The sequence below is a fragment of the Acidovorax sp. SDU_ACID1 genome (assembly GCF_045291395.1).
Lineage (GTDB): Bacteria > Pseudomonadota > Gammaproteobacteria > Burkholderiales > Burkholderiaceae_C > MR-S7.
Window position 1 is genome coordinate 3,921,081 of record NZ_CP152342.1, and the last position, 23,071, is coordinate 3,944,151.

The window sequence follows — 23,071 nt, forward strand, 5'->3', positions numbered from 1 at the left end:
AGCCAACCACCATGCGGAGCCCATGCCGCTCCGCCCAGGAGACAGAGCCCATGAAACGCACCTACGAGACCCTGCGCAGCGCGCGCTGGTTCGCACCCGACGACTTCCGCTCCTTCGGCCACCGCTCGCGTGTGCTGCAGATGGGCTATGGCTACGAGGACTGGGTGGGCAAGCCCGTCATCGCCATCGTCAACACCTGGAGCGACGCCAACCAGTGCCACGCCCACTTCAAGCAGCGCGTGGAGGACGTCAAGCGCGGCGTGCTGCAGGCGGGCGGCTTTCCGCTGGAGCTGCCGGCGATCAGCCTGTCGGAAAGCATGGTCAAGCCCACGACCATGCTGTACCGCAACTTTCTCGCCATGGAGACCGAGGAGCTGCTGCGCAGCCACCCGGTGGACGGCGCCGTGCTGATGGGCGGCTGCGACAAGACCACGCCGGGCCTGACCATGGGAGCGCTCTCCATGGGCATCCCCTTCATCTACCTGCCTGCCGGCCCCATGCTGCGCGGCAACTGGAAGGGCCAGGTGCTGGGCTCGGGCTCGGACGCCTTCAAGTACTGGGACGAGCGCCGCGCCGGACGCCTCTCCGACCAGGCCTGGAACGAAATGGAAGCCGGCATCGCACGCAGCCACGGCACCTGCATGACCATGGGCACGGCCGCCACGATGATGGGCATCGCCGAGGCCGTGGGCCTGGCGCTGCCGGGCGCGAGCAGCATCCCCGCCGCCGATGCCAACCACATCCGCATGAGCGCCGAGTGCGGGCGCCGCATCGTCGAGATGGTGTGGGACGACTTCACGCCCGCGAAGATGCTCACGCGCGCCAATTTCGAGAACGGCATCGCCTGCGCGATGGCCATGGGCTGCTCGACCAACGCCATCATCCACCTGATCGCCATGTCGCGCCGCGCAGGCCATCCGGTGAGCCTGCAGGACTTCGACGCCTTCAGCCGCCAAGTGCCGGTGATCGCCAACATCCGGCCCAGCGGCGACGCCTATCTGATGGAGGACTTCTTCTACGCCGGCGGCCTGCGCGCGATGCTGGAGCGCATCCGCTGCCACCTGAAGACCGAGGCGCTCACCGTCAACGGCAGGACGATCGGCGAAAACATCGCGGGCAGCGAGGTCTACCACGACGACGTGATCCGGCCGCTCTCCAACCCCATCTACGCCGAGGGCGCGCTGGCCGTGCTCAAGGGCAACCTCGCGCCCGATGGCGTGGTCATCAAGCCCAGCGCCTGCGCGCCGCACCTGCTGCAGCACACCGGCCGCGCACTGGTGTTCGACGACTATCCGTCGCTGAAGAAAGCGGTGGAGGACCCTGACCTCGACGTGACCGGCGACGACGTCCTGGTGCTGCGCAACGCCGGCCCGCTGGGCGCCGGCATGCCCGAATGGGGCATGCTGCCCATCCCCACCAAGCTGCTCAAGCAGGGCGTCAAGGACATGCTGCGCCTGTCGGACGCGCGCATGAGCGGCACCAGCTACGGCGGCTGCCTGCTGCACTGCGCGCCCGAGGCGGCCATCGGCGGGCCGCTGGCGCTGGTGAAGACCGGCGACCGCATCACCGTGGACGTGCCCGCGCGCAGCATCCACCTCGAAGTCAGCGACGAGGAACTGGCTGCACGAAGCAAGGCCTGGAAGCCCGCGCCGCCGCGCTACGAGCGCGGCTACGGCTGGATGTTCGGCCGCCACATCAAGCAGGCCGACGAGGGCTGCGACTTCGACTTCCTCGAAACCACGTTCGGCACGCCCGTGCCGGAACCCGACATCTTCTGATGGAGCATCGCATGGACCCAACCACCCGCGAACGGCTGATGCAGATCAGCACCGCCACCCTGTGCACCGCGCTGTTCAAGCGCGGCCTGCGCAACCAGTGCATCCAGGACGTGCGCCCGCTCAACCCGGGCCTGCCCAACATGGTGGGCGAGGCGTTCACGCTGCGCTACATTCCCGCGCGCGAGGACCGCAACGGCATCGCCGTCTTCCAGAACCGAGACCACCCGCAACGCAAGGCGGTGGAAGATTGTCCGGGCGGCGCGGTGCTGGTGATCGACAGCCGCAAGGACGCGCGCGCCGCCTCGGCCGGCGGCATCCTGGTCGCGCGGCTGATGCAGCGCGGCGTGGCCGGCGTGGTAACCGACGGCGGCTTTCGCGACAGCCCGGACATCGCCAGGTACGCCATGCCCGCGTACCACAGCCGCCCTAGCGCCCCGACCAACCTGACGCTGCACGAGGCCATCGAGATCAACGGTCCCATCGGCTGCGGCGACGTGGCCGTGTTCCCCGGCGACGTGGTCGTGGGCGATGCCGAAGGCGTGGTCGTGATCCCTGCGCACCTGGCAGACGAGATCGCCGCCGAGGCCACGGAGATGACCGTGTTCGAGGACTTCGTGCAGGAGAAGGTCATGGAAGGCCGCTCCATCCTGGGCCTGTATCCGCCCACCGACGAACGCAGCCGCTCCGACTTCGCCGCCTGGCGCGCGGAACGCGGTCGCTGAACGCGGCGCCTCAGAGCCTGTTCACGATCTTTTCATGGTGCCCGCAAGGCAGCAAACAGCCGCGATCAAGGCGCGCGCCGCAGGCCATGCTGGTGGCCTGGACAAGGCGCGCAACGCGGAGTGCGGCTGTTTGCTGCCTTGCCCGAAGGGTTGCCCCGCAAAGGCGGCGTCTGCGGCGTTGCAAATCCTCGCCGGGCCACCAGCCCGGCTGCGGTTTGCGCCTTGCATCCACTGCCTTTGCGGGGCAACGGGCACCATGAAAAGATCGTGAACAGGCTCTCAGGCCGTGGGCGGCGTGAAAGCGGCGCGCGCCGCCTCGGCCGCCGGGCGCGCGCTGCAGCCCTCGATGTGGTCGTTGACCAGGCCCATGGCCTGCATGAAGGCGTACATGGTCGTGGGGCCGACGAAGCTGAAGCCGCGCTTCTTCAAGTCCTTGGAGAGCTGCGCCGACGCGGCCGACGCGGTGAGCGCGCGCACGGCGTCGCCCGTCATGCGCTGGGGCCGGCCCTGCGCCGCCTGCGGCGCGTAGCGCCACACGTAGTGCGCGAGCGAGCCGTATTCGCGCCGCAGCTCCAGCACGCGCTGCGCGTTATTGATGGCCGACTCGATCTTGCCCCGGTGGCGCACGATACCCGCGTCGCCCAGCAAGCGCTCCACGTCTGCCGGCCCGAAGCGCGCCAGTTCCTCGGCCTCGAAGTTCGCCATGGCCGCGCGGAAGGCCTCGCGCTTGTTGAGGATGGTGATCCACGACAGGCCCGCCTGGAAGCCCTCCAGGCACAGCTTCTCGAACAGCCGGCGGTCATCGGTCACCGGGAAGCCCCACTCGTGGTCGTGGTAGTGGCGGTACAGCGGCGAAGCGCGGCACCAGAAGCAGCGCGAATGGCCCTGCTCGTCGGTGAACAGGTGGGTATCGGTGGTGTCGGTCATGGCGGCATTGTGGGGGCTGCGCCCTGCGCTTGCTATCCTCGCGGGCACTGCCCATGCGCTCCTTCCACGTGTCTTTCCGCCCTGCTGCCGTGCTGCTCGCATCAGCGTCGGCGCTGCTGCTCTCCGGCTGCGGCACGCTGGGGTATTACTGGCAATCGGCGCGCGGACACCTGGCCCTGCTGCAGGCGGCCCGCCCCGTGCCGGAGTGGATCGCCAGCCCCGACACCTCCAGCGCGCTGCGCGCGCGCCTGCAGCTGGCCGCGCAGGCGCGCGCCTTCGCGGTGAGCGCGCTGGCGCTGCCGGACAACGCCAGCTACCACCGCTACGCACAGCTCGGGCGCCGCGCCGCGGTGTGGAACGTGGTGGCGGCGGGGCCGTATTCGCTCCAGCTCCATACGTGGTGCTTCCCCGTCACGGGCTGCATCGGCTACCGGGGCTATTTCGACGAGGCCGACGCGCGCGCCGAGGCCGCGCGGCTGGCGGCCACGGGGCTGGAGGTGAGCGTCTACGGCGTGCCGGCCTATTCCACGCTGGGCTACAGCAACTGGCTGGGCGGAGACCCGCTGCTGTCCACCTTCATCGCCTGGCCCGAGGGCGAGTTCGTGCGCCTGCTGTTCCATGAACTGGCGCACCAGGTGGCCTACGCGCCGGGGGACACGCAGTTCAACGAGTCCTACGCCACGGCGGTGGAGCGGCTGGGCGTGCGGCGCTGGCTGGACGAGCGCTCCACGCCCGAGGCGCGCGCGCAGTTCGACGCTGGCGAGGAGCGGCGCGCGCAGTTCCGCGCGCTCACGCGCTCCACGCGCGAGCGGCTGCGGGAAATATACGAGTCAAAACAGCCTCTAGCGCTCACCCAGCAAGCGCCAGCAGCTATGAAAACAGAAGCAATGCAGGAATTCCGCGCCCGTTACGAGGCGCTGCGCACCCGCTGGCTGGCGGCGGGTACGCCTGCGGCGCTGGTGGCAGGCATGGACCTGTGGGTGCACGAGGCCAACAACGCCAGCTTCGCGGCGCAGGCGGCCTATGACGACTGGGTGCCGGCCTTCACCGCGCTGTTCGAGCGCGAGGGCCGCGACTGGCCGCGCTTCCACGCAGCGGTGAAGGTGCTGGCCCGCGCGCCGCAGGCCGAGCGTGATGCCGCGCTCATGGCCCTGGCGGCACGGCCCTGAGGTTCATCCACGCAGGGATTCGATGAGGTCGATGTACTGCTGCTTGGCAGCATCGGCGGCCGTGCCCTTGAGCTTCTCCCACGCGTCCCATTTGGCGCGGCCGACGATGTCGGAGAAGCTGGGCTTCTTCTCGGTGTTATCGCCGGCCGTGGCCTGCTTGTAAAGCGCGTAGATCTTCAGCAGCGTCGGGTTGTCGGGCCGCTCGCTGAGGTTCTTGGAATTGGCGACGGCGGCTTCGAAGGCGGTGTTCAGATCGGACATTGCGGGTCTCCTGGTCAGAAACCCACAGTGTAGCCAGAGTGCGAACGACCGTTCTTTTTAAGCCATCGGGTTCGCCAGCCATTGCCGCGCCAGCTCCACCCAGTAGGTGCCGCCCAGCGGGATCAGGTCGTCGTTGAAGTCGTAGCTCGGGTTGTGCAGCGTGCAGGGGCCGCCGCCGTGGCCCATGTCGCGGTGCGTGCCGTCGCCGTTGGCGATGAACACGTAGGCGCCGGGCTTGGCCTGCAGCATGAAGGAGAAGTCCTCGGCACCGCCCGTGGGCTCCTGCGCCAGCACCTTGTCCTCGCCCACGATGCCGGCCATCACGCGGCGCGCGAACTCGGCTTCGGCCGGGGAGTTGATCGTGGGCGGGTAGTTGCGCACGAACTCGAATTCGCACGTGGCCTCGAAGGCCGCGCAGGTGTGCTCGGCCACCTGTCGCATGCGCCGCTCGATCATGTCCAGCAGCTCGATGGTGAAGGTGCGCACCGTACCCTGCATCTCGCAGCTGTCGGGCACGACATTGGTGGCCTCGCCGGTGTGGATCATGGTGACGGAGATCACGCCGGCCTCGATGGGCTTCTTGTTGCGGCTGATGATGGTCTGGAAGGCCTGCACCATCTGGCAGGCCACGGGCACGGGGTCGATACCCAGGTGCGGCATGGCGCCGTGCGCGCCCTTGCCGCGGATGGTGATCTTGAACTCGTTGGAGGACGCCATCACCGGCCCCGCGCTGACGGCGAACGTACCCACGGGCATGCCGGGCCAGTTGTGCATGCCGAAGACGGCCTGCATGGGGAACTGCTCGAACAGGCCGTCCTTGATCATCTCGCGCGCGCCGCCGCCGCCTTCCTCGGCGGGCTGGAAGATCAGGTAGACGGTGCCGTCGAAGTCGCGGTGCCTGGAGAAATACTTGGCCGCCGCGAGCAGCATGGCGGTGTGGCCGTCGTGGCCGCAGGCGTGCATCTTGCCCACATGCTTGCTGGCGTGGGCGAAGGTGTTGAATTCCTGCATGGGCAGCGCGTCGATGTCGGCGCGCAGGCCCACGGCGCGGCCGCAGGCGCCGCCGTCGCGGCCGTGCACGATGCCCACCACGCCGGTGGTGCCCAGGCCGCGGTGGATGGGAATGCCCCATTCGGTGAGCTGCGCCGCGATCACGTCGGCGGTGCGCACTTCCTGGAAGCACAGTTCGGGATGGGCGTGGATGTCGCGCCGCACGGCGGCGATGGCTGCCGCATCGGCAACGATGGAATCAATGACTTTCATGGCGGGAGTCTTCCTTGGGAAGCCACAGTCTAGCCGCGCCTCTGCAACCCTGCCAGGCAAGGGCTTGCCACCCTCAGGTGCGCACGCGGCCGTCTCCGGTGAGCATGGACATCTCCACGAAGCGCGAGCCCTCGTGGTCGGCTCCGCTGAAAGCCACCTGGAAGCCGCCCACCTGCCCGTTGACCGACTCCAGCCCAGCCACCAGCGCCTCGCGCGTGAGCTTGCCGCCGCTTTGCGCGTGCGCATTGCGCAGGCCCTCGATGAACACGCGCGCGGCCAGGTAGCCCTCCATGCTGGAGTAGTTGGCCTGCACGCCGGTGCCGCCCTTCTTGATGGCGTCGTGGAATTCGCGCGTGATCTGCCGCGAGCTCTGGTAGGGCGAGGGCACGACCTGCGACACCACCACGCCCGCGCCGTCTGTGCCCAGTGCGTCGGCCAGCGCCTGGGTGCCCACGAAGGACACGTTGTAGAACGTCCCGCCGTAACCCGCCTTGCGCGCCGCGCGCACGAAGGCCGCGCACGAGGCGTAGGTGCTGACCTGCACGATGGCCTCGGGCCGGGCGGCCACGAGCTTTTGCACCGCGGCGGCGACGTTGTCCGAATTGCGCTCCACCGTGCCCGTGGCCACGGGCGCGAGCTTGCGCGCGGCCAGCGCCTTCGCCACGCCGTCCAGACCGGCCTGGCCGTAGCTGTCGTTCTGGTGGAACACGCCGATGCGCGTGAGGCCCAGATGGGTGAGCTGGCGCACCATGAGTTCGGTCTCGTCGTCGTAGGAGGCGCGCACGTGGAAGATCAGCCGGTTGAAAGGTTTGCGCAGCCCTGGCGCGCCCGTGAAGGGTGCGAAGAACGGCACCCGGGCCTGCGTGAACAGCGGCAGGGCCGCGAGGCTGGTGGGCGTGCCAATGTAGCCGAACAGCGCGAACACGTCGTCGGCGATGAGCTTGCGCGTGTTCTCGGCGCAGCGGTCGGGCTCGTAGCCGTCGTCCAGCGCGCGGATCTCGATGCTGCGCCGGCCGATGCCGCCATGCGCGTTGGCCTGATCAAAGGCCAGCTTCGCGCCGGCCTGGAATTGCACGCCGAGCTGCCCCGCCGCGCCCGTGAGCGCCGCCGACTGGCCCAGCACGATGCGCCCTTCGCCCTGCGCGTGCACCGCCGGAAACCCCGCCAGCGCCGCCGCACCCAGACCCACGGAAAACTGCCTGCGCCCCAGAACCTGCTGCATCATGGTGAAATCCCTTCTTGTCGATCGCGCCCGCCGGCGCATCCTGCCGTGAAACACCCGCGTGAACGAGTGTAGCGGCCACCCCCGAGAAACCGCCATGACCACGACCGCCCCCATCGCCGACCCCGTCCAGGTACGCGGCGCCTGCCCGCACGACTGCCCCGACACCTGCGCCCTGCTGACCACCGTGGAGAACGGCCGCGCCGTGCGCGTGCAGGGCAACCCCGCCCATGCACAGACGGGCGGCGTGCTGTGCGCCAAGGTGTCCAAGTACGCCGAGCGCACGCACCACCCCGAGCGCATCCTCACGCCGCTCAGGCGCACCGGCCCCAAGGGCAGCGGCCAGTTCGCGCCCGTCTCGTGGGACGAGGCGCTGGCGGACATCGCCGCGCGCCTCACGGCCATCGCCGCGCGCGACCCGCAGGCCATCCTGCCCTACAGCTACGCCGGCACCATGGGCCTGGTGCAGGGCGAGAGCATGGACCGGCGCTTCTTCCACCGCCTGGGCGCCTCGCTGCTCCATCGCAGCATCTGCTCCACAGCCGGCGGCGAAGGGCTCATGCACACACTGGGCGGCAAGGTGGGCATGAAGGTGGAGTTCTTCGCGGAGGCCAAACTCATCCTCATCTGGGGCAGCAACTCCATCGGCAGCAACCTGCACTTCTGGCGCATCGCCCAGCAGGCCAAGCGCGACGGCGCGCGCCTGGTGTGCATCGACCCGCGCCGCACCGAGACGGCCGAGAAGTGCCACGAACACCTGCAGCTCCTCCCCGGCACCGACGCCGCACTGGCCCTGGCGCTGATGCACGAGCTGGTGAGGAACGACTGGCTCGACCACGACTACATCACCCGCCACACCATCGGCTGGGAAGGCCTGCGCGAGCGCGCGCTGGAGTGGCCGCCCGAGCGCGCGGCCGAAGTCTGCGGCCTGCCCGTGGAGCAGATCCGCCGCTTGGCGCAGGACTACGGCACGACGCAGCCCGCCGCTATCCGACTCAACTACGGGATGCAGCGCGCCCACGGCGGCGGCAACGCCACGCGCGCCATCGCCTGCCTGCCCGCGCTCACCGGCGCGTGGCGCCACCGCGCTGGCGGCCTGCTGTTCTCCAGCTCAGGGCACTACCCGGTGCAGCGCGCGCAGCTCCAGCGCCCCGACCTGCTGGCCGGGCGCCAGCCGCGCACCGTCAACATGGTGACCATCGGCGACGACCTGCTGCGCGGCGACGCCATCCAGGCCCTGGTGGTCTACAACAGCAACCCCGTGGCCGTGGCGCCAGACTCCACCAAGGTGGTGCAGGGCTTCGCGCGCGAGGACCTGTTCACCGTGGTGCTGGAGCACTTCCATACCGACACGGCCGACTACGCCGACTACATCCTGCCCGCCACCACGCAGCTCGAGCACTGGGATGTGCACCTGTCCTACGGTCATACCGACGTGCTGCTCAACCGCCCGGCGATCCCGCCCCTGGGCGAGGCGCGCAGCAACGGGCAGATCTTCCGCGACCTGGCAGCCCGCATGGGCTTCACCGAGCCGTGCTTTTCCGACAGCGACGAGGAACTCTGCCGCCAGGCCTACGGCAAAGCCGTCGATTTCGAGCGGCTGCTCAAGGACGGCTTCGCCCCCCTGCCCGTGCCCGACGCGCCGTTTGCCGAAGGCAACTTCCCCACGCCCTCGGGCAAGTGCGAGATCCACAGCGCGCGCCTGGCCGCCCAGGGGCTCGATCCGCTGCCCGGCTACGTGCCCAACCACGAGGCGCCCGGCAGCTCGGCGCGCTACCCGCTGGCGATGATCTCGCCGCCCGCGCGCAACTTCCTCAACTCCACGTTCGTGAACGTGCAGAGCCTGCGCGGCATCGAGGGCCGGCCCGTGCTGGAGATCCACCCCGACGACGCGGCCCCGCGCGGCGTCCAGGACGGCGGCCTGGTGCGCGTGTTCAACGGCCGCGGCAGCTATGAATGCCATGCGGCAGTAAGCGAGCGCGCCCGCCCCGGCGTGGTCAACGGCCTGGGCATCTGGTGGCGCAAGCTCGGACCCAACGGCACCAACGTCAACGAGCTGACCAGCCAGGCCCTGACCGACCTGGGCGCGGCACCCACGTTCTATGACTGCGTTGTGGAAGTAGAGGCCCGATTGCATAAGGAGCATCCATGACATCGGCCGTCACGATCGTGTTGTCCACCTACGGCCGGCCCGGCACATTGGCATGCGCCGTACGCTCGGTACTTCTCCAGACGATGCCTGACTGGAGGTTGCTGGTGATCGGCGATGGCTGCGGGGAAGAAACTGCCGCCGTGATGGCGCCTTTGCTTGCAGACCCGCGCATCCGCTATGTCAACCTGCCCTGGCGCTGTGGCGAGCAGGCGCAGCCCAATTCCGCGGGTATGGCCTGCGCCAGCACCAGCCGAATCGCCCTTCTGAATCACGATGACCTCTGGCTGCCCTCGCACCTCGACAGGGCCTGCCGGCAGATGGATCACACTGGTGCCGACTTCTTCTTTGGTCGATCGGCATGGATATGGGATGCCCCGGAAAGCATGGATGCGCCACTGGCCATCGAGACGGTTTCGCCCTTGCCGCAGAGCTTCGAACAAATCTTCTGCTCGGGAATTCATCGCATTGAGCCCGCCAGTGCCTGGGTCGTCTCGCGCAAACTGGCCGACAAGGTCGGCCCGTGGCACAGCTCCAGCGGTCTGTTCCGCGCACCCATTCAGGATTGGGTTCTACGCGCCTGCCGAGCGGGAGCCCAAGTGACTCCAGGTGCTGAGGTGACTTGCTTCAAATTCGAGAACCAGTGGTCTGCACAGGCCGCTGAGCGGCGGTACGACACGCCTGCGCTGCCGCAGGAAGCCGCGTTGCGCATGATGCAGGTGCCAGCCACTCTGCATGACCTCACGCTACGGTTGCAACGTCTTGCCAAACACCCCGAAGCGGTCGGTCGCCGCATGGATCTCTCTGCCACCCCCACGATAGGCCCGAAAGCGCAACAGCTCACACAGCAACTGCTCACCGCCAATACCGCCAATTTCTATCTGCAGACCCAGTTGGACGCCTACACGTGGCTATGTGCCGAACTCGGGCTGCCGCGAGGCTGGCGGTGGCGTGCTGCCCTGCAGCACCGCACGGGGGAAACACGAATTACCCCTCCTTCCCAACCTGAAGTGACCGCCTATGTCGCCCGCGCCATCACCGAACACCCCTGGACCAACGATGTATGAGTCCACGTCCATCGCCCATTGGCTTGCCGGACGGCGGGCGGCCAGCGGGCTTACCGTCGAACAGATTCCCTTCAGCGATTGCAAGCACTGGTCATTCGTTGATGGCCGGCTGCGGCACACAACGGGAAGGTTTTTTTCCGTGATCGGTATCCAGTGCATTCATGGCCCAAGGCACTTGAAGGGACTGGCGCTGCCTATCATCGACCAGCCCGAGATAGGCATCCTGGGATTCGTGGTGCGCCGCACGGAATCCGGCTGGGAATGGCTGCTGCAGGCCAAGACGGAGCCGGGCAATGTCGGAGGCACCCAGGTCGGCCCTTCCGTCCAAGCCACCTTGAGCAACTACCGGCAAGTGCATGGTGGACAACCGACCGAAATGATCGACCTGTTCACTGAAGGCAAGCACGTTGTGCGCCAGATCGCGAACGTGGAGCAGTCCGAGCAAGGCGACCGCTTCCTCGGCAAGTACAACCGCAACGCGGTTGTCGAGGTCGAACGCTGGTTCCAGCCCCCCGCCCATCGCGCATGGCAATGGTTCGATGCTGATGCGGTGCGCGAAGCCCTGGCAGAGGATTACATCTTCAACACCGACGCTCGCTCGGTACTGTGCTGCGCCGACTGGTCTTTGCTGTGCGAGTCCGAAGACATGCCCCCGTTCGGCCGATGGCGGTCTCGGGGCGGCTTTGGCGAGCAACTGCTGGTTTCCAGCCAAGTTCCGCTGCCCGCCTCGGGCCACACACAGGCGCTGGACACACTCGCCCGGTGCCGTGAAGCTTCGGCGCTGCAAATCGAGCAGGTGCCGCTACAGCGGCTCGAAGGATGGTGCGTCGATACATGGGCCATCGAATGCAGCCAGCCAGGGATCGACCCTGTCGTCCGAACCTTCCGGATACACAGCGCGGACCGAGAGGTGCAGGACTGGTGCCAACCCCTGCTCACCAATCGCACCGAAGGCTTGGCCGTGCTGGTCTGTGCGCAGCGTGACGGCATTGTGCGTTTCCTGCTCAATCCCAGCGTCGAGCCCGGCTTCGCCGAACGCGCCCAATTCGCCCCTTCGCTGCTCACGGGCCTGGGCCATGCCAACCCGGCGGCACTGCTCGAAACCATCAGAAATGCGGGTTCCAGTACCCACCTGTCAGTGCGCCAGTCGGACGAGGGCGGGCGCTTCAAGGACTCGGTGGCGCGCTACCAGATCGTCGAGCTTCCGCCAGAGCAAGCACAGGCGTTCGATATAGCGGGCCCTTGGGTAACGCTCTCCGCCCTGCGCGCCATGGCCAATGTCCGAGGCTTGCTCAGCAATGAGCTTCGCAGCTGCATCTCGTTGCTGCTGAGCTGGGTATAAAAAATAAACACGCTCTCAGCCAATCATTCAGTTGCATGCACTCGGCAGTTGGAACCCGGTAAGGCAAAACTGGCCAGCAATATGAAGAACAGCGCCCCGAAGCTGAAACACAGAATTGCGTGGCGTTCCACTTCCATGTATCCATCACCCAGAATCGAGGAAAACAGGGCGTAGTTGAACAGCAACCCGTTCAGCAGGAACATCAAAGCCCAGCGGCGCTGCCTCAGCCTCCAGGCCGCTAACGCGGCAAAGGCAGGACCGAGAGCGGCGACATAGATGAGCAGCGCTGCCGCCTGTGCGGAAAGGCCCTGGATCAGCGGATCGATCGACTGGTAATACGGCTGGATGCCGCTGGCGGTATCTATGTAGGCGTTCTCCCCCTTCGATGTGGCCTATGTGACGCTGCAGAAAACCTCTGTGGTGCTGGGCGATGTTCCGGATGATTGTGACCAGCGGGCCGGGCTCCAGCGCCACAGCCTTCGCGATGCGCAGGAGTGGTAGCCTCATGCTCTCGGGGCAATGCGTTTCGAATTCTGGGATAGGCCGCGTATACAAGCTCTCCCCCATGAACCGCATGCACTCCGGCGGCAAGCCCAGCCGTTCTAGCATCCGGCTCGGATCCTTGGATGCAGGCAGCAGTGCCACGAAAACGGTATCGATCCGGTTGGTGGCGGTTTCCAGGTACATGCGCTTTTTGGCTGCCGCGTTGTAGGCCAGCACCGGCAACAGGCATGCGACCGCGACCAGCACCCATTTGGCCACGGAGGCCGCCGACAGCTTGCCGCGCTGGCGCGACAGAAGCAGTGCAGCACCAACGAGCAACGCCACAGCCAGCAGCAGGAACATGTACTGGTTGCGGTTGAATGAAATGAGCGCCAGGCACACGGCACCCCATATAAGCGCCTTGCGCAGCGAAACGCGCTGGAACAACCACAGCCATGCAATGCCCACGAACAGCGTAGTGACGGCGAAGGCAGAGAACTCCGCGTACCAAGTGTTCAGAAACAGCAAGTTGATGGGATCGGCAACCACCAATATCCAGACCGCAAATCCCAGAGCCGCCAGCGGTCTCGCCGTCAGTTTCCTGAAGATCAGCCAGATGCCCACCAGCCAGCCCAGGAGCAGAGGGAGGGCTGCAACCTTGATGTCCATGACGCTATCGCTGGTGCGAAAAGCTGCCATCGCGCTGACCTGAATGGACTTGAAGATCCGGTCGGACGAGGGATGGGTGGCCTTGTGCCGGATGTCTGCCTCAATGAAGTAACGCCAGGGGTGCTCTGGCGTGCGCTCATAAAGCGCCTTGGGCGAATCCTTGGGATGCAGGCCGAAGACCTTCAACGTGCGTATCTGGTCGTAGTTGTTGGCATAGGCCAGCATCGGGTCAGCAGCCCAGAAGGTGAAGGCGCGCAGGGTCGCAGCGATCAGGATGAGGCAGGCCAGCAGGTTGGCCCCCGTCTTGTATCGGCTCATGGATGCGTGGCTAGGATCGGAGTGCTGAAAACGAACTTTTTGTCCAAGTGGTATTTGGCGAGATAGCCAATGACGAGGCCGATCATGCCTCCCAGGTAGCGCATCTGCGCCGTTCCGAACGCCCACCAGAATCCGTATTCAACCCCCAGAAGATGGCCGTGGTCACCACGCCCATGAGGGTGTAGAGCACGAACGTCTTGCCGTCATGGCTGGCGCTCTGCGCCGTGAAGCGGAAGATGAAGCGCTTGTCGAGCACGTACTTGACGACCAAGCCCGTGCCCGTGCCGACGATGATGGAGAACCAAATTCTCGAAGGCCAAAACCGCAACACCAGATCTTGGGAGCCGATGTTGACCACGATGGCCACGGCGCAGAACAGGGCGTACAGCAGTGCGATGCGCATGGCTTCAGATGTCCGCCTTGTTGAACAGGAAGCGCGGCAGGTGGCGGATCACCAGCATGATGAGCGCCCACTTGACCGGCGCATACACCACGGGCCGGCCCGCCGCAATGGCGCTGACGATGCCTTGGGCCACTGCTTCGGCGCTGGCGAGCCGGGCGCCGCCCTGCTTAAGGTGCGCGGTCATGGGCGTATCCGTGGGGCCGGGCTTGGCCAGCGTGACGCGCACGGGGCTGCCCGCCAGCGCCAGCCGGTGCTGCAGGCCCTGCGCGTAGCGGTCGACCAGCCCCTTGGCGGCGCCGTAGATGTAGTTGCTCTTGCGGCCCCTGTCTCCGGCCACGGAGCCGATGATGCACAGCCGCCCGTGGCCGGCGCGCTGCATGGGCCCGATGAAGGCCTCGGCGATAAGGGCGGGGGACAGGCCGTTGACCCGCAGGGCCTCCTGGGCTGCATGCAAGTCGTCCTGGCAGGCGGTCTGGTCGGGCAGCGAGCCGTGGGCGATCAGCACGATGTCGACAGGCCCTGCGGCGGTGGCCTCCCGCGCCAGCGCGGCAATGGCGTCCACGTCGTCGAAGCGCAGCGCGGCGGTGCGCGCCGTCACGCCGGCACCCCGCGCGCACAGGTCAGCAGCAAGGGGCTCTGCCCGCCGGGCGTCGCGGCCCACGAGCAGGAAGTCGCACGGGCCTTGCTGCGCCCACAGGCGGCTGCACTGGTGGGCAATGGCAGAGGTGGCGCCGATGACGACGATTCTTTTCTGGGGAGAGTTCATGGAGGTCAGGCCCCCATCAGCCGGCGCGACATGGCGGAGCTGATGCCGGGATCACGGTAGGTAAGAAATTGCTCCCACTGGGGGTAGCCGGATTGGAAGAGCGAGGTGGGCATGCGCGCGTCCTTGGCGGGGTAGATGCGGCCGCCGGCCTCGCTGACGATGGCGTCCAACTGGCCGAAAAGGCGCAGCGTTTTGTCGCCCTGGTTGGGGAAGTCCAGCGCCAGGGTGATGCCGGGCTGCGGAAAGCTCAGCAGGCCCAGCGAAGGACGGTGCCCAAAGGTTTTCAGGACGACCAGGAAAGAGCCTTGCCCGCTGCGGACGATCTGCGCCAGCATGGCCTCGATGGCCCGCTCGCCGCCCTGGAACGGCACCACGCACTGGTATTGGTAGAAGCCGCGGGGCCCGTACATGCGGTTCCAGTGCCCGATGCCGTCGAGGGGGTAGAAAAACGGGAGGTAATGGCTGACGGCTCGGCCTGCGCGCGCGCGGTGCATGCGATAGTACAGCGCATTGAAGCCGCGCAGGCTCACGGCATTGACCAGGGACAGCGGCGGCGTCAACGGCATGGACAGGCCGCGCGGCCGGGGCGCTTCGGCAGGCACCTGGGCGGCGGCATCGCAGTGGTTGGCCCGCATGAACAGGCCGCGCCCATGCCGATCCCGGCAGTCGATCCAGGAAACGGTGTATTCCCACGCGGCCTCCGACTCGGACACCAACGTGTAGAAGCGCTCCAGCGAGTCGAACGCAATGGTTTCCGTCTCCAGCCAGGGGCCGGCGACGGGGCGCAACTGCAGCGTGGCCTGCGTGATGAGCCCTGTTAGCCCCAGGCCGCCCACGGTGGCGTGGAACCACTCAGCGTTCTGCCCCGGCCCGCAGACGATAGTGCTGCCGTCGGTGCGCCGCAAGGTCAGCGCGTGCACGTGGTTGCCGAACGAGCCCGCCGCATGGTGGTTCTTGCCATGCACGTCGTTGGCGATGGCGCCGCCCACGGTGACGAACTGGGTGCCGGGTGTGACGGGCAGCATCCAGCCGCGCGGCGCCAGCAGGCACTGGATGTCGGCGAGCAGGGCGCCGGCCTGGCAGGTGAGGCGGCCGCTGGCGGCATCGAAATCCAGCCAATGGTCCATGCCGGCCGTCATCCACAGCGCGCCGCCCGGGTTCAGGCACACGTCGCCATAGCTGCGGCCCATGCCGTAGGGCAAGGCCGTGCGCCCGGCTTCGGGCAGGGGCAGCGCGCGGCCGGCCATGCCGTCCAGAAGCAGCGGCTGATGCGGCTCGGCGCTCAAACGGCCCCAGGAACTGACGCGCATCACCACGGCCACTCCACGGTGGCCGCCACGAGCGAGGCGGCGAACGCGGCGCCGCAGGCCAGGCTCACCTTGTCCTTGACGGCAAACACCACCGGGTCGTCATGCATCTCGCCCCGGTGGGACTGGAGCCACATCCAACTGATCCAGTACACCAGCACCCCCAGGGTGACCAAAATGGCATAGGGCTGGGCGTAGAGCACCTTCGCCGTGTCGCCATGCAGGTACAAGGCCAGCACGACGGCGGAGGCATACCCGGCGGCGATGCCCAGCATCTGCACCAGGCTGGCGTCGTGCGCCGTGTAGCCGCGCCCGTGCGCGGCGGCGGCTTCGCCGCGCTGCACCAGCGGGCGCAGCTCCGTGTGGCGCTTCAGGAAGGACAGCGACAGGAACACGAAGCCCGACACGGCCAGCAGCCAGTGCGACAGCGCCAGCCCTGCGGCGGCCCCGCCCGCGACGATGCGCAGGGTGTACAGGCAGGCCAGCGTCATGCAGTCGAGCAGCGCCAGGCGCTTGAGGGTGACCGAGTACCAGCACGTCAGCACGAAGTACACCGCCAGCCAGGCCAGGAAGCGCGGCCCCACCGCCAGGGCCAGGGCAGCGTGCCGGCGTCCAGAGACACACGCCGGGCCAGTTGCTGCTTGAGGTGGGCCTTGCCGCGCAGCAGCCATGCGGGCAGCAGGAACGCTTGCGGGAGGTGCTCCTTGGCCAGCGCCAGCGCTTGCTCATGCAAGGTGTCGGTGCGCACCAGGGTGCCGTCCAGATCGACGACGAGGGGAACGGAAGCCATCAGCAGTCACCTGCCTCGATCACATCCGGCGGCAGCCCTTGCAGGCTGCGCGCATGCATGGCGGTGTACGCGGCCTCTATGTCGCGCGCAAAGCGCTGCGTGTCGAACAAGGGGGCCGTCGGGAGCTGCGCCTGCAGGGTGTCGCGGAGGGATTTCAACCGGGCCGGATCGTGGGCCAGCGCGATGGCAAGGGCTTCGTAGCCGGCCTGGCTTTCGGTCACCAGCTCCGGCAGCCCCACCGCATGCAGCAGGGTGGCCGCCACCCGGCCCGCGAAGGCCGCGCCCGCGCAGGTAAGCAGCGGCAAGCCGGCCCACAGGGCATCGCTGGCCGTGGTGTGGGCGTTGTAGGGCAGCGTGTCCAGGAACAGATCCGCCAGGCGGTGGCGCGCTAGGTGCTCGCTGGGTTCCATGCGCGGGGCGAACACCAGCCGCTCGGGCGCGATGCCGCGCGCCTGAGCCTCGCGCCGCAGGTTGGCGGCGGCGAAGGGGTTGTCCTCCAGCAGCCACAGCACGCTGCCCGGCACCGCGTGCAGGATGCGCATCCAGCCGTCGAACGTGGGCGGCTGGATCTTGTAGTTGTTGTTGAAGCAGCAGAACACAAAGCCCTCATCCGGCAAGCCCACTTCGGCGCGCGTGAAATCGCGCGGGGCAATGCGGCGCTGGCGGTCATTGACCTGGTAGCTGTGCGGCAGGTACGCCGGCTTTTCGCTGAAGTGAGGCTGCACGGCGGGAGGCAGCACCACCTTGTCGGCGATGACGTAGTCCATGTAGTCCACCCCCGTGGTGCCGGGATAGCCCAGCCAGCTCACCTGCACCGGCGCGCAGCGGTGGGCGAAGATGCCCAGGCGGTGGTGTTCGGTGAAGCCCTTGAGGTCCACGGCGATGTCGATGCCCAGCGTGCGCGAGAGCTCGGCCACCTCCTTGTCGCTGTGCTGGCGCACGTCCACGAAATGGTCGAACGCGCCGCGCACCCGCTCGCGCATCGCGTCCTCGACGAGGGGGCCGAAATCGAAGGCGAACCACTCGAAGCGCTCGCGGTCGTGCCGCTCGAACAGCTCGGCCATCAGGATGGTGGTGGCGTGCTGCTTGAAGTCCGCCGAGTAGTAGCCCACGCGGATCTTGCCGCCGCCCGTGCGCGCGGGGATGGGGCCCAGGGGAGACTGCTCCCGCGCGGATGCGCCCAGCGCGGCGCGCACGAACTGCAACTGGAACGCGGGCGCGTCGCGCAAGGCGATCACGTCGAGAGGGTCCACGCTGTACTCGCCCCGCGCCATGGCCTGTTCGATGAGCGCGACGCCGGCATCCAGGCTGCTCCAGTCGCACATGGCCACCATGGTTTCCATCATGTGGTTCAGCAGGCCCGGCAGCCCCGGGTGGGCCTGCCACGCGGCTTTCAGCTGCTGCAATGCCTCTGGAAGGCGCCGGTGCTTCTTGAGCAGCACGCCCACCTGGAAGCGGGCCTCGGCCAGTTGCGGCTTGATGCGCAGGGCCTGGTTGAAGCTGGCGAATGCCTGCTCGTCCTGCTGCAGTCCGAGATAGGCAGCGCCCTGGTGGAGTAGCGCCTCAGCGTTGCCCGGCTCCAGCGCCAGCACCCGATTCATGCAGGCAATGGCTTCGTTGAACTGCTTGCACAGCACTAATAGCGCGCCCAGGTTGAAGTGGCCGTGCGCATTCGCCGGATCGCATTGCACTGCCTGGCGGTAGCTTTGCAGCGCCTCGTCGGTGCGGCCCTGGCCCTCCAGGGACTCTCCCCGCGCAATGTAGGCCTGCGCCTCGGCGGAGCGCCGAGGCAAGCCGCCGGGCAGGAAGGGGGTGTGAATCTAGGGGTTTTCGCTGTATTCATGGAGGATGCCGGAGCCCTGAAGGGCCCACCTCCCGATTGTGTCACCGTGCGGCTATTGGCTGGTTTAACTCCTGAAAACATAGCTGCTTGCGCTTTTCCAGCAAGCGCTGAAGACCATTTTCCTTGAAAACCCAGAGTCAGACCGGCGCCGCCATAGTCTTCATCGTCTGGTCAACCGATGCGTGCCAAGCTCTAAGGCCCATCACAGCTAAGCGGTTCCCTTTTTGCAATTTCTGATTTGGCTCATACCCACGGCCATCGGAAATACCTATAGCGGCATTGCGAAACGGTAGTTTTCGCGGCCGCCGCGCATTCCTACGATGCGCGCCATGAACGAAACGACGGACAGAGGGCGGATCGAGGTCTGCACGCAGGGGCCCGTGGCCACGGTGACCATCGCCAACCCCGGCAAGCGCAACGCATTGACGGTGGCCATGTGGAACGCGCTGCGCACCGCATTCGAGCGCCTGCCGGACAACCCTGCGCTGCGCTGCGTCGTCGTGCGCGGGCATGGCGCCGAGGGCTTCGCGGCAGGTGCCGACATCGGAGAGTTCGCGCAGGTGCGCAGCACGCGCGCACAGGTCACGGCCTTCCATGAGGACACGGTGCTGGGCGCACTCACCGCCCTCCACGGTTGCCCTGTGCCGGTGGTGGCGCTGATCCAGGGCGCCTGCGCCGGGGGCGGGCTGGAGATTGCCGCGGTCTGCGACCTGCGCATCGCGGGCCGGAGCGCGCGCATGGGCATTCCCATCAACACCCTGGGCTTCTCGCTGGCGCTGGGCGAGACGCAGGCGCTCGTGCGCCTGGCCGGTGCCTCCGTGGCGGCCGAATTGCTCTACGAAGGCCGCATGCTGGATGCACCCGAGGCGCTGGCCAAGGGCCTGCTCACGCGCGTGGTGGACGACGCCCAGGCCGAGGCCGAGGCGATGGCCGCCGCGCAGCGCATCGCCGCCGGCGCGCCGCTGGCCGCACGCGAGCACAAGCGGCAGCTGCGCCGCCTGGCGCGCGACCCCTCGCCCGTGACGCACGCGGAGCGCCTGGCCAGCTACGCCTTCGCCGACACGCAGGACTACCGCACCGGCATCCGCGCCTTCCTCGACAAGACCACGCCGGTGTTCACCGGACGCTGACCCGCATCACTTCCCACGCCATTCCGCCATGACACCCTCGTCCCTGCCTCTCGCCGGCCTGCGCGTGCTCGACCTGTCGCGCGCGCTCTCAGGCCCCTTCTGCTCCATGATCCTCGGCGACCTCGGCGCCGAGGTCATCAAGGTGGAGCCCGCACCGCACGGCGACATGGTGCGCCAGTGGGGCCCCTTCGCGGGGGACACCAGCGTGTACTACCTCTCGGGCAACCGCAACAAGAAGAGCGTGGCGGTGAACTTCCGCCACCCCGAGGGTCTGGGCATCGTGCGCGACATGGCGCTGCGCGCGGACATCCTCGTGGAGAACTTCCGCGCCGGCGTGATGGCCGAGATGGGCATGGCGCAGGAGGACCTGCAGGCGCGCAATCCCGGCCTCATCTGGGGCAGCATCACCGGCTTCGGCAGCGACGGGCCGCGCGGGCAGTGGCCCGGGTTCGACCAGATCGCGCAGGGCTTCTCGGGCTTCATGAGCTTCACCGGCACGCCGCAGTCAGGGCCTCAGCGCGTGGGCGTGGCCATCGGCGACCTGACCTCGGGCATGTGGACGGCCATCGGCATCCTCGGCGCGGTGATCCGGCGCCAGGCCACGGGCCAGGGCCAGAAGGTGGAGACCTCGCTGCTGGCCAGCCTGGTCGCGCTGCTCAGCGTGCAGGGGCAGCGCTACCTGTCGCTGGGCGACGTGCCCGCGCCGGTGGGCAACGTGCACCCGGTGATCGCGCCCTACGGCGTGTTCGAGGCGCAGGACGGCCCGCTCAACATCGGCAGCGCCACGCAGGAGCAGTGGCTCAAGCTGGCGCGGCTGCTGGGTCTGGAGCACCTGGCGGGGGATGCGCGCTTTCTCAACAACGCCGCGCGCATCCAGCACCGCATGGAGCTCAAGGCGCTGCTGGAAGAGCGCCTGCGCCTGCGCCCGCGCGCCGAATGGACGCAGGCCATGGTGGCACAGGGTATCCCCGCCGGCCCCATCAACCGGCTGGACGACGTGTTCGCCGACCCGCAGGTGCAGCACTGCCGGATGGTGGAAACCATCGAACACCCCGAACTCGGCGCCCTGCGCCAGGTGGGCAATCCGGTGCGCATGGACGGGCTGCGCGAGGGCAGCATGCGCCTGCCGCCGCCGCTGTACGGCCAGCACACGGTGCAGGTGCTGCAGGACATGGGCTACGCGCGCTCGGCGATCGACGGCTGGCTCGCCAGCGGCGTGGTGGCCCAGCACCGTCACGGCCCCGGAGAATGACCGCGGCCGCGGCAGGCCCTACCATCGGCAGCGACATGCCTGCCTTGCACACCGCCCATGGAACTGCGCCAGCTTCGCTACTTCGTCGCCATCGTCGATAGCGGCTCGCTGTCGCGCGCGGCGGCGCTGGTGCACATCGTGCAGCCGGCGCTCAGCCAGCAGATGACGCAGCTCGAAGACGAACTGGGCGTACAGCTCCTGCAGCGCAGCGTGAAGGGCGTCACGCCCACCGACGCGGGCCTGGCGTTGTACCGCCACGCGCAGCACATCCTCAAGCTCGCGGCCGAGACACGCAACGTGGTGCGCGCCACCGCCAGCGAGATCAACGGCCGGGTCAAGCTCGGACTGCCTTCGAGCATCGCCATGGTGCTCGTGGGCCCGCTCATCGCGGCGCTGGAGGAGCGCTTTCCGCAGGTGTCGCTGGAGATCCACGAAAGCCCCAGCGCCTACCTGGCCGCGCAATTGCTCAACGAGCGCGTGGACCTGAGCGTGCTGGTGGACGACGCGGCCATGCCCGGCATCGAGTGCGTGCCGCTGGTGGACGAATACCTGTACTTCGTGCAGCCACGCAAGGCCGCGCTGCTGCGCTGTGGCCGCAGCGTCGCGCTGTCCGCGCTGGCGCAGGTGCCGCTCATGCTCACCACGCACGCCACCACGCTGCGCCGCATCGTGGACGGCGCGTTCGCCGAAGCGGGCGTGGCCCCGCTCATCAAGGGCGAGGCCAGCTCCATCCAGACCGTGCTGTCGATGGTGGCGCAAGGCGGCGCGGGCACCATCGTGCCGCACTCCGCGCTGGCCTGGCATGCGGCCTCGCAGTGGCTGCGGCAGACGGTGATAGAGCCGCGCCTGGTGCGCTGCGCATCGCTCGCGCACTCGCGGCTCAACCCGCTGTCGCCCGCCAGCGCCTGCGTGCGCGCGGTCGTGCGCGACGTGGCGGCCCAGCTCGTGCAGACGCGCCAGTGGGACGGCGCGCGCCTGCCGCCGCCCGCCCCGCAGCGGTCCTGAAAGCCGCGCCAGCCATTGCGCGCCGCTATACCGGTAGCAGGATTCCGTACTGGTCAGCGCGCCCGCCCCTGCCTACATTGCCCTTGCCGGCCAGCCCCGCGCACCGCGCCCGGCAGCCCCAACGACAAGGAGACAAGCACATGAGACATGCCTGGACCACAGCCCTTTGCACCGCCGCCCTCGCGGCCTTCTGCTCCGCCGCGACCGCGCAGCAGGACTACCCTGCGCGCCAGCCCGTGCGCCTGATCGTGACCTTCGCCCCCGGCGGCGGCTCCGACACCATCGCGCGCTCGCTCAACGCCCGGCTCGGCCAGGCGCTGGGCCAGACCGTCATCGTGGAGAACAAGGCGGGCGCGGGCGGCACCATCGCCACCGACTACGTGGCCAAGTCGCCGGCCGATGGCTACACCGTGCTGTTCGCGGTGTCCTCGCACAGCATCAACCAGGCGCTCTACCCCTCGCTGCCCTTCAACACCGAGCGCGACCTGCGCGGCGTCACGCTCATAGGCGCGCTGCCGCAGGTCGTCGCGGTGCACCCGTCCGTGCCCGCGGGCAACCTGGCGCAGTGGCTCGAGCTGGTGCGGCGCGATGCGCAGTACCGGCAATACGCCTCGGGCGGCATCGGTTCGCCGGGGCACCTGGCGGGCGGCCTGCTGCAGTCCATGGCCAAGCTGCCGCTGGAGCACGTGCCCTACCGCGGCGCGGGCCCGGCCATCAGCGACGTGGTGGGCAACCAGGTGCCAGCCATGATCGGCACGCTGAGCGCCGCCCTGCCCCACATCCGCAGCGGCAAGCTCAAGGCCATCGCCGTCACGTCCGCCGAACGCTCGCCGCTGCTGCCGGACGTGGGCACCATCGCGGAGTCGGTTCCGGGCTACGAGTCCGACACCTGGATCGGCACCTTCGTGCCGCGCGCCACGCCCGACGCCGTCGTGCGCAAGCTGCACGCGGCCACGGTGGCCGCGCTGCAGGACCCGGCCACGAAGACGCGCATGGAGTCGCAGGCCGGACGCATCGCCGGCGCGCCGCCCGAGGCGCTGGACGCGCTGGTGGCGCGCGAGATCCGGCAGTTCACCCAGGTGGTGCGCGAGCAGAACATCCACCCGGAGTGACGCGCTCTCATACGGGGTTGCATTCAACCGTATAACTAGGCGGGAAGCCGCAGACAGTGCTGTGGCACGGCAAGGCGAACCAACGACGTTAGA

At 68.1% G+C, this 23,071-nt stretch carries 20 protein-coding genes and 1 pseudogene; 10 read left to right on the forward strand and 11 right to left on the reverse strand.

The window, feature by feature from the left end; all coding sequences use genetic code 11:
* Window positions 1-50 precede the first annotated feature (50 nt).
* The gene (gene araD / locus AAG689_RS19240) at window positions 51-1,778 is read left to right on the forward strand and encodes an L-arabinonate dehydratase (RefSeq protein ID WP_406623350.1); all 1,728 of its coding nucleotides are present in this window, start codon (window positions 51-53) and stop codon (window positions 1,776-1,778) included.
* Between the two features lie 11 nt (window positions 1,779-1,789).
* A complete protein-coding gene (locus AAG689_RS19245) occupies window positions 1,790-2,500 on the forward strand; it encodes a ribonuclease activity regulator RraA (protein WP_406623351.1) in 711 nt (236 codons plus the stop codon).
* Window positions 2,501-2,779: 279 nt separating this feature from the next.
* On the opposite strand, the gene AAG689_RS19250 is transcribed toward AAG689_RS19245, so the two are convergent.
* A complete protein-coding gene (locus tag AAG689_RS19250) occupies window positions 2,780-3,427 on the reverse strand; it encodes a DNA-3-methyladenine glycosylase I (protein WP_406623352.1) in 648 nt (215 codons plus the stop codon).
* Window positions 3,428-3,480: 53 nt separating this feature from the next.
* Between AAG689_RS19250 and AAG689_RS19255 the strand changes: the two genes are divergently transcribed.
* On the forward strand, window positions 3,481-4,596 hold the full coding sequence (locus AAG689_RS19255; protein ID WP_406623353.1) for an aminopeptidase: 1,116 nt from the start codon (window positions 3,481-3,483) through the stop codon (window positions 4,594-4,596).
* Between the two features lie 3 nt (window positions 4,597-4,599).
* Here the strand turns inward: AAG689_RS19255 and AAG689_RS19260 are convergent, their stop codons facing one another.
* From AAG689_RS19260 to AAG689_RS19270, 3 genes are all read right to left on the reverse strand, one after another.
* Window positions 4,600-4,857 carry an acyl-CoA-binding protein gene (locus AAG689_RS19260; protein ID WP_406623354.1) on the reverse strand — a complete coding sequence of 86 codons (258 nt, stop codon included), beginning with the start codon at window positions 4,855-4,857 and terminating at the stop codon, window positions 4,600-4,602.
* Between the two features lie 57 nt (window positions 4,858-4,914).
* Window positions 4,915-6,120 carry a M20 aminoacylase family protein gene (locus AAG689_RS19265; protein WP_406623355.1) on the reverse strand — a complete coding sequence of 402 codons (1,206 nt, stop codon included), beginning with the start codon at window positions 6,118-6,120 and terminating at the stop codon, window positions 4,915-4,917.
* Between the two features lie 73 nt (window positions 6,121-6,193).
* Window positions 6,194-7,345, reverse strand: a complete 1,152-nt coding sequence (locus tag AAG689_RS19270) for an ABC transporter substrate-binding protein (RefSeq protein WP_406623356.1) — start codon at window positions 7,343-7,345, stop codon at window positions 6,194-6,196.
* Between the two features lie 94 nt (window positions 7,346-7,439).
* Between AAG689_RS19270 and AAG689_RS19275 the strand changes: the two genes are divergently transcribed.
* From AAG689_RS19275 to AAG689_RS19285, 3 genes are read left to right on the forward strand one after another with little or no spacing between them, the layout of a single operon-like run.
* On the forward strand, window positions 7,440-9,494 hold the full coding sequence (locus tag AAG689_RS19275) for a molybdopterin-dependent oxidoreductase (RefSeq protein WP_406623357.1): 2,055 nt from the start codon (window positions 7,440-7,442) through the stop codon (window positions 9,492-9,494).
* A complete protein-coding gene (locus AAG689_RS19280) occupies window positions 9,491-10,558 on the forward strand; it encodes a glycosyltransferase family 2 protein (protein WP_406623358.1) in 1,068 nt (355 codons plus the stop codon). Before AAG689_RS19275 ends, AAG689_RS19280 begins: the two co-directional genes overlap by 4 nt.
* Window positions 10,551-11,900 (forward strand): NDP-hexose 2,3-dehydratase family protein, encoded by a 1,350-nt coding sequence (locus tag AAG689_RS19285; protein ID WP_406623359.1) that lies wholly within the window; start codon window positions 10,551-10,553, stop codon window positions 11,898-11,900. The genes AAG689_RS19280 and AAG689_RS19285 overlap by 8 nt, the downstream gene beginning before the upstream one ends.
* A 144-nt stretch (window positions 11,901-12,044) precedes the next feature.
* Here AAG689_RS19285 and AAG689_RS19290 read toward each other — a convergent pair whose 3' ends face one another.
* The 7 genes and pseudogenes from AAG689_RS19290 to AAG689_RS19320 form a co-directional block, all read right to left on the reverse strand.
* Window positions 12,045-13,370, reverse strand: a complete 1,326-nt coding sequence (locus AAG689_RS19290) for a hypothetical protein (RefSeq protein WP_406623360.1) — start codon at window positions 13,368-13,370, stop codon at window positions 12,045-12,047.
* Window positions 13,367-13,773: pseudogene (locus tag AAG689_RS19295) on the reverse strand (GtrA family protein). Before AAG689_RS19295 ends, AAG689_RS19290 begins: the two are co-directional and overlap by 4 nt.
* Before the next feature lie 4 nt (window positions 13,774-13,777).
* The gene (locus AAG689_RS19300; RefSeq protein WP_406623361.1) at window positions 13,778-14,539 is read right to left on the reverse strand and encodes an SDR family NAD(P)-dependent oxidoreductase; all 762 of its coding nucleotides are present in this window, start codon (window positions 14,537-14,539) and stop codon (window positions 13,778-13,780) included.
* Between the two features lie 5 nt (window positions 14,540-14,544).
* Window positions 14,545-15,849, reverse strand: a complete 1,305-nt coding sequence (locus AAG689_RS19305; protein ID WP_406623362.1) for an FAD-binding oxidoreductase — start codon at window positions 15,847-15,849, stop codon at window positions 14,545-14,547.
* Window positions 15,849-16,430, reverse strand: a complete 582-nt coding sequence (locus AAG689_RS19310; RefSeq protein ID WP_406623363.1) for a hypothetical protein — start codon at window positions 16,428-16,430, stop codon at window positions 15,849-15,851. The genes AAG689_RS19305 and AAG689_RS19310 overlap by 1 nt, the downstream gene beginning before the upstream one ends.
* Window positions 16,385-16,636: a hypothetical protein gene (locus AAG689_RS19315; RefSeq protein ID WP_406623364.1), complete on the reverse strand. Its 252-nt coding sequence runs from the start codon at window positions 16,634-16,636 to the stop codon at window positions 16,385-16,387. Before AAG689_RS19315 ends, AAG689_RS19310 begins: the two co-directional genes overlap by 46 nt.
* The gene (locus AAG689_RS19320) at window positions 16,636-18,429 is read right to left on the reverse strand and encodes a tetratricopeptide repeat protein (protein ID WP_406623365.1); all 1,794 of its coding nucleotides are present in this window, start codon (window positions 18,427-18,429) and stop codon (window positions 16,636-16,638) included. Before AAG689_RS19320 ends, AAG689_RS19315 begins: the two co-directional genes overlap by 1 nt.
* A gap of 379 nt (window positions 18,430-18,808) precedes the next feature.
* On the opposite strand from AAG689_RS19320, the gene AAG689_RS19325 reads away from it, so the two are divergent.
* The 4 genes from AAG689_RS19325 (at window position 18,809) to AAG689_RS19340 (ending at window position 22,978) form a co-directional block, all read left to right on the forward strand.
* The gene (locus AAG689_RS19325; protein WP_406623366.1) at window positions 18,809-19,609 is read left to right on the forward strand and encodes an enoyl-CoA hydratase/isomerase family protein; all 801 of its coding nucleotides are present in this window, start codon (window positions 18,809-18,811) and stop codon (window positions 19,607-19,609) included.
* A gap of 28 nt (window positions 19,610-19,637) precedes the next feature.
* Entirely contained in the window at window positions 19,638-20,861 is a 1,224-nt protein-coding gene (locus tag AAG689_RS19330) for a CaiB/BaiF CoA transferase family protein (RefSeq protein ID WP_406623367.1), read from the forward strand.
* A 57-nt stretch (window positions 20,862-20,918) separates the two neighbouring features.
* Window positions 20,919-21,866, forward strand: a complete 948-nt coding sequence (locus tag AAG689_RS19335) for a LysR substrate-binding domain-containing protein (protein ID WP_406623368.1) — start codon at window positions 20,919-20,921, stop codon at window positions 21,864-21,866.
* A gap of 140 nt (window positions 21,867-22,006) precedes the next feature.
* Window positions 22,007-22,978: a tripartite tricarboxylate transporter substrate binding protein gene (locus AAG689_RS19340; RefSeq protein ID WP_406623369.1), complete on the forward strand. Its 972-nt coding sequence runs from the start codon at window positions 22,007-22,009 to the stop codon at window positions 22,976-22,978.
* The last annotated feature ends 93 nt before the right edge of the window (window positions 22,979-23,071 follow it).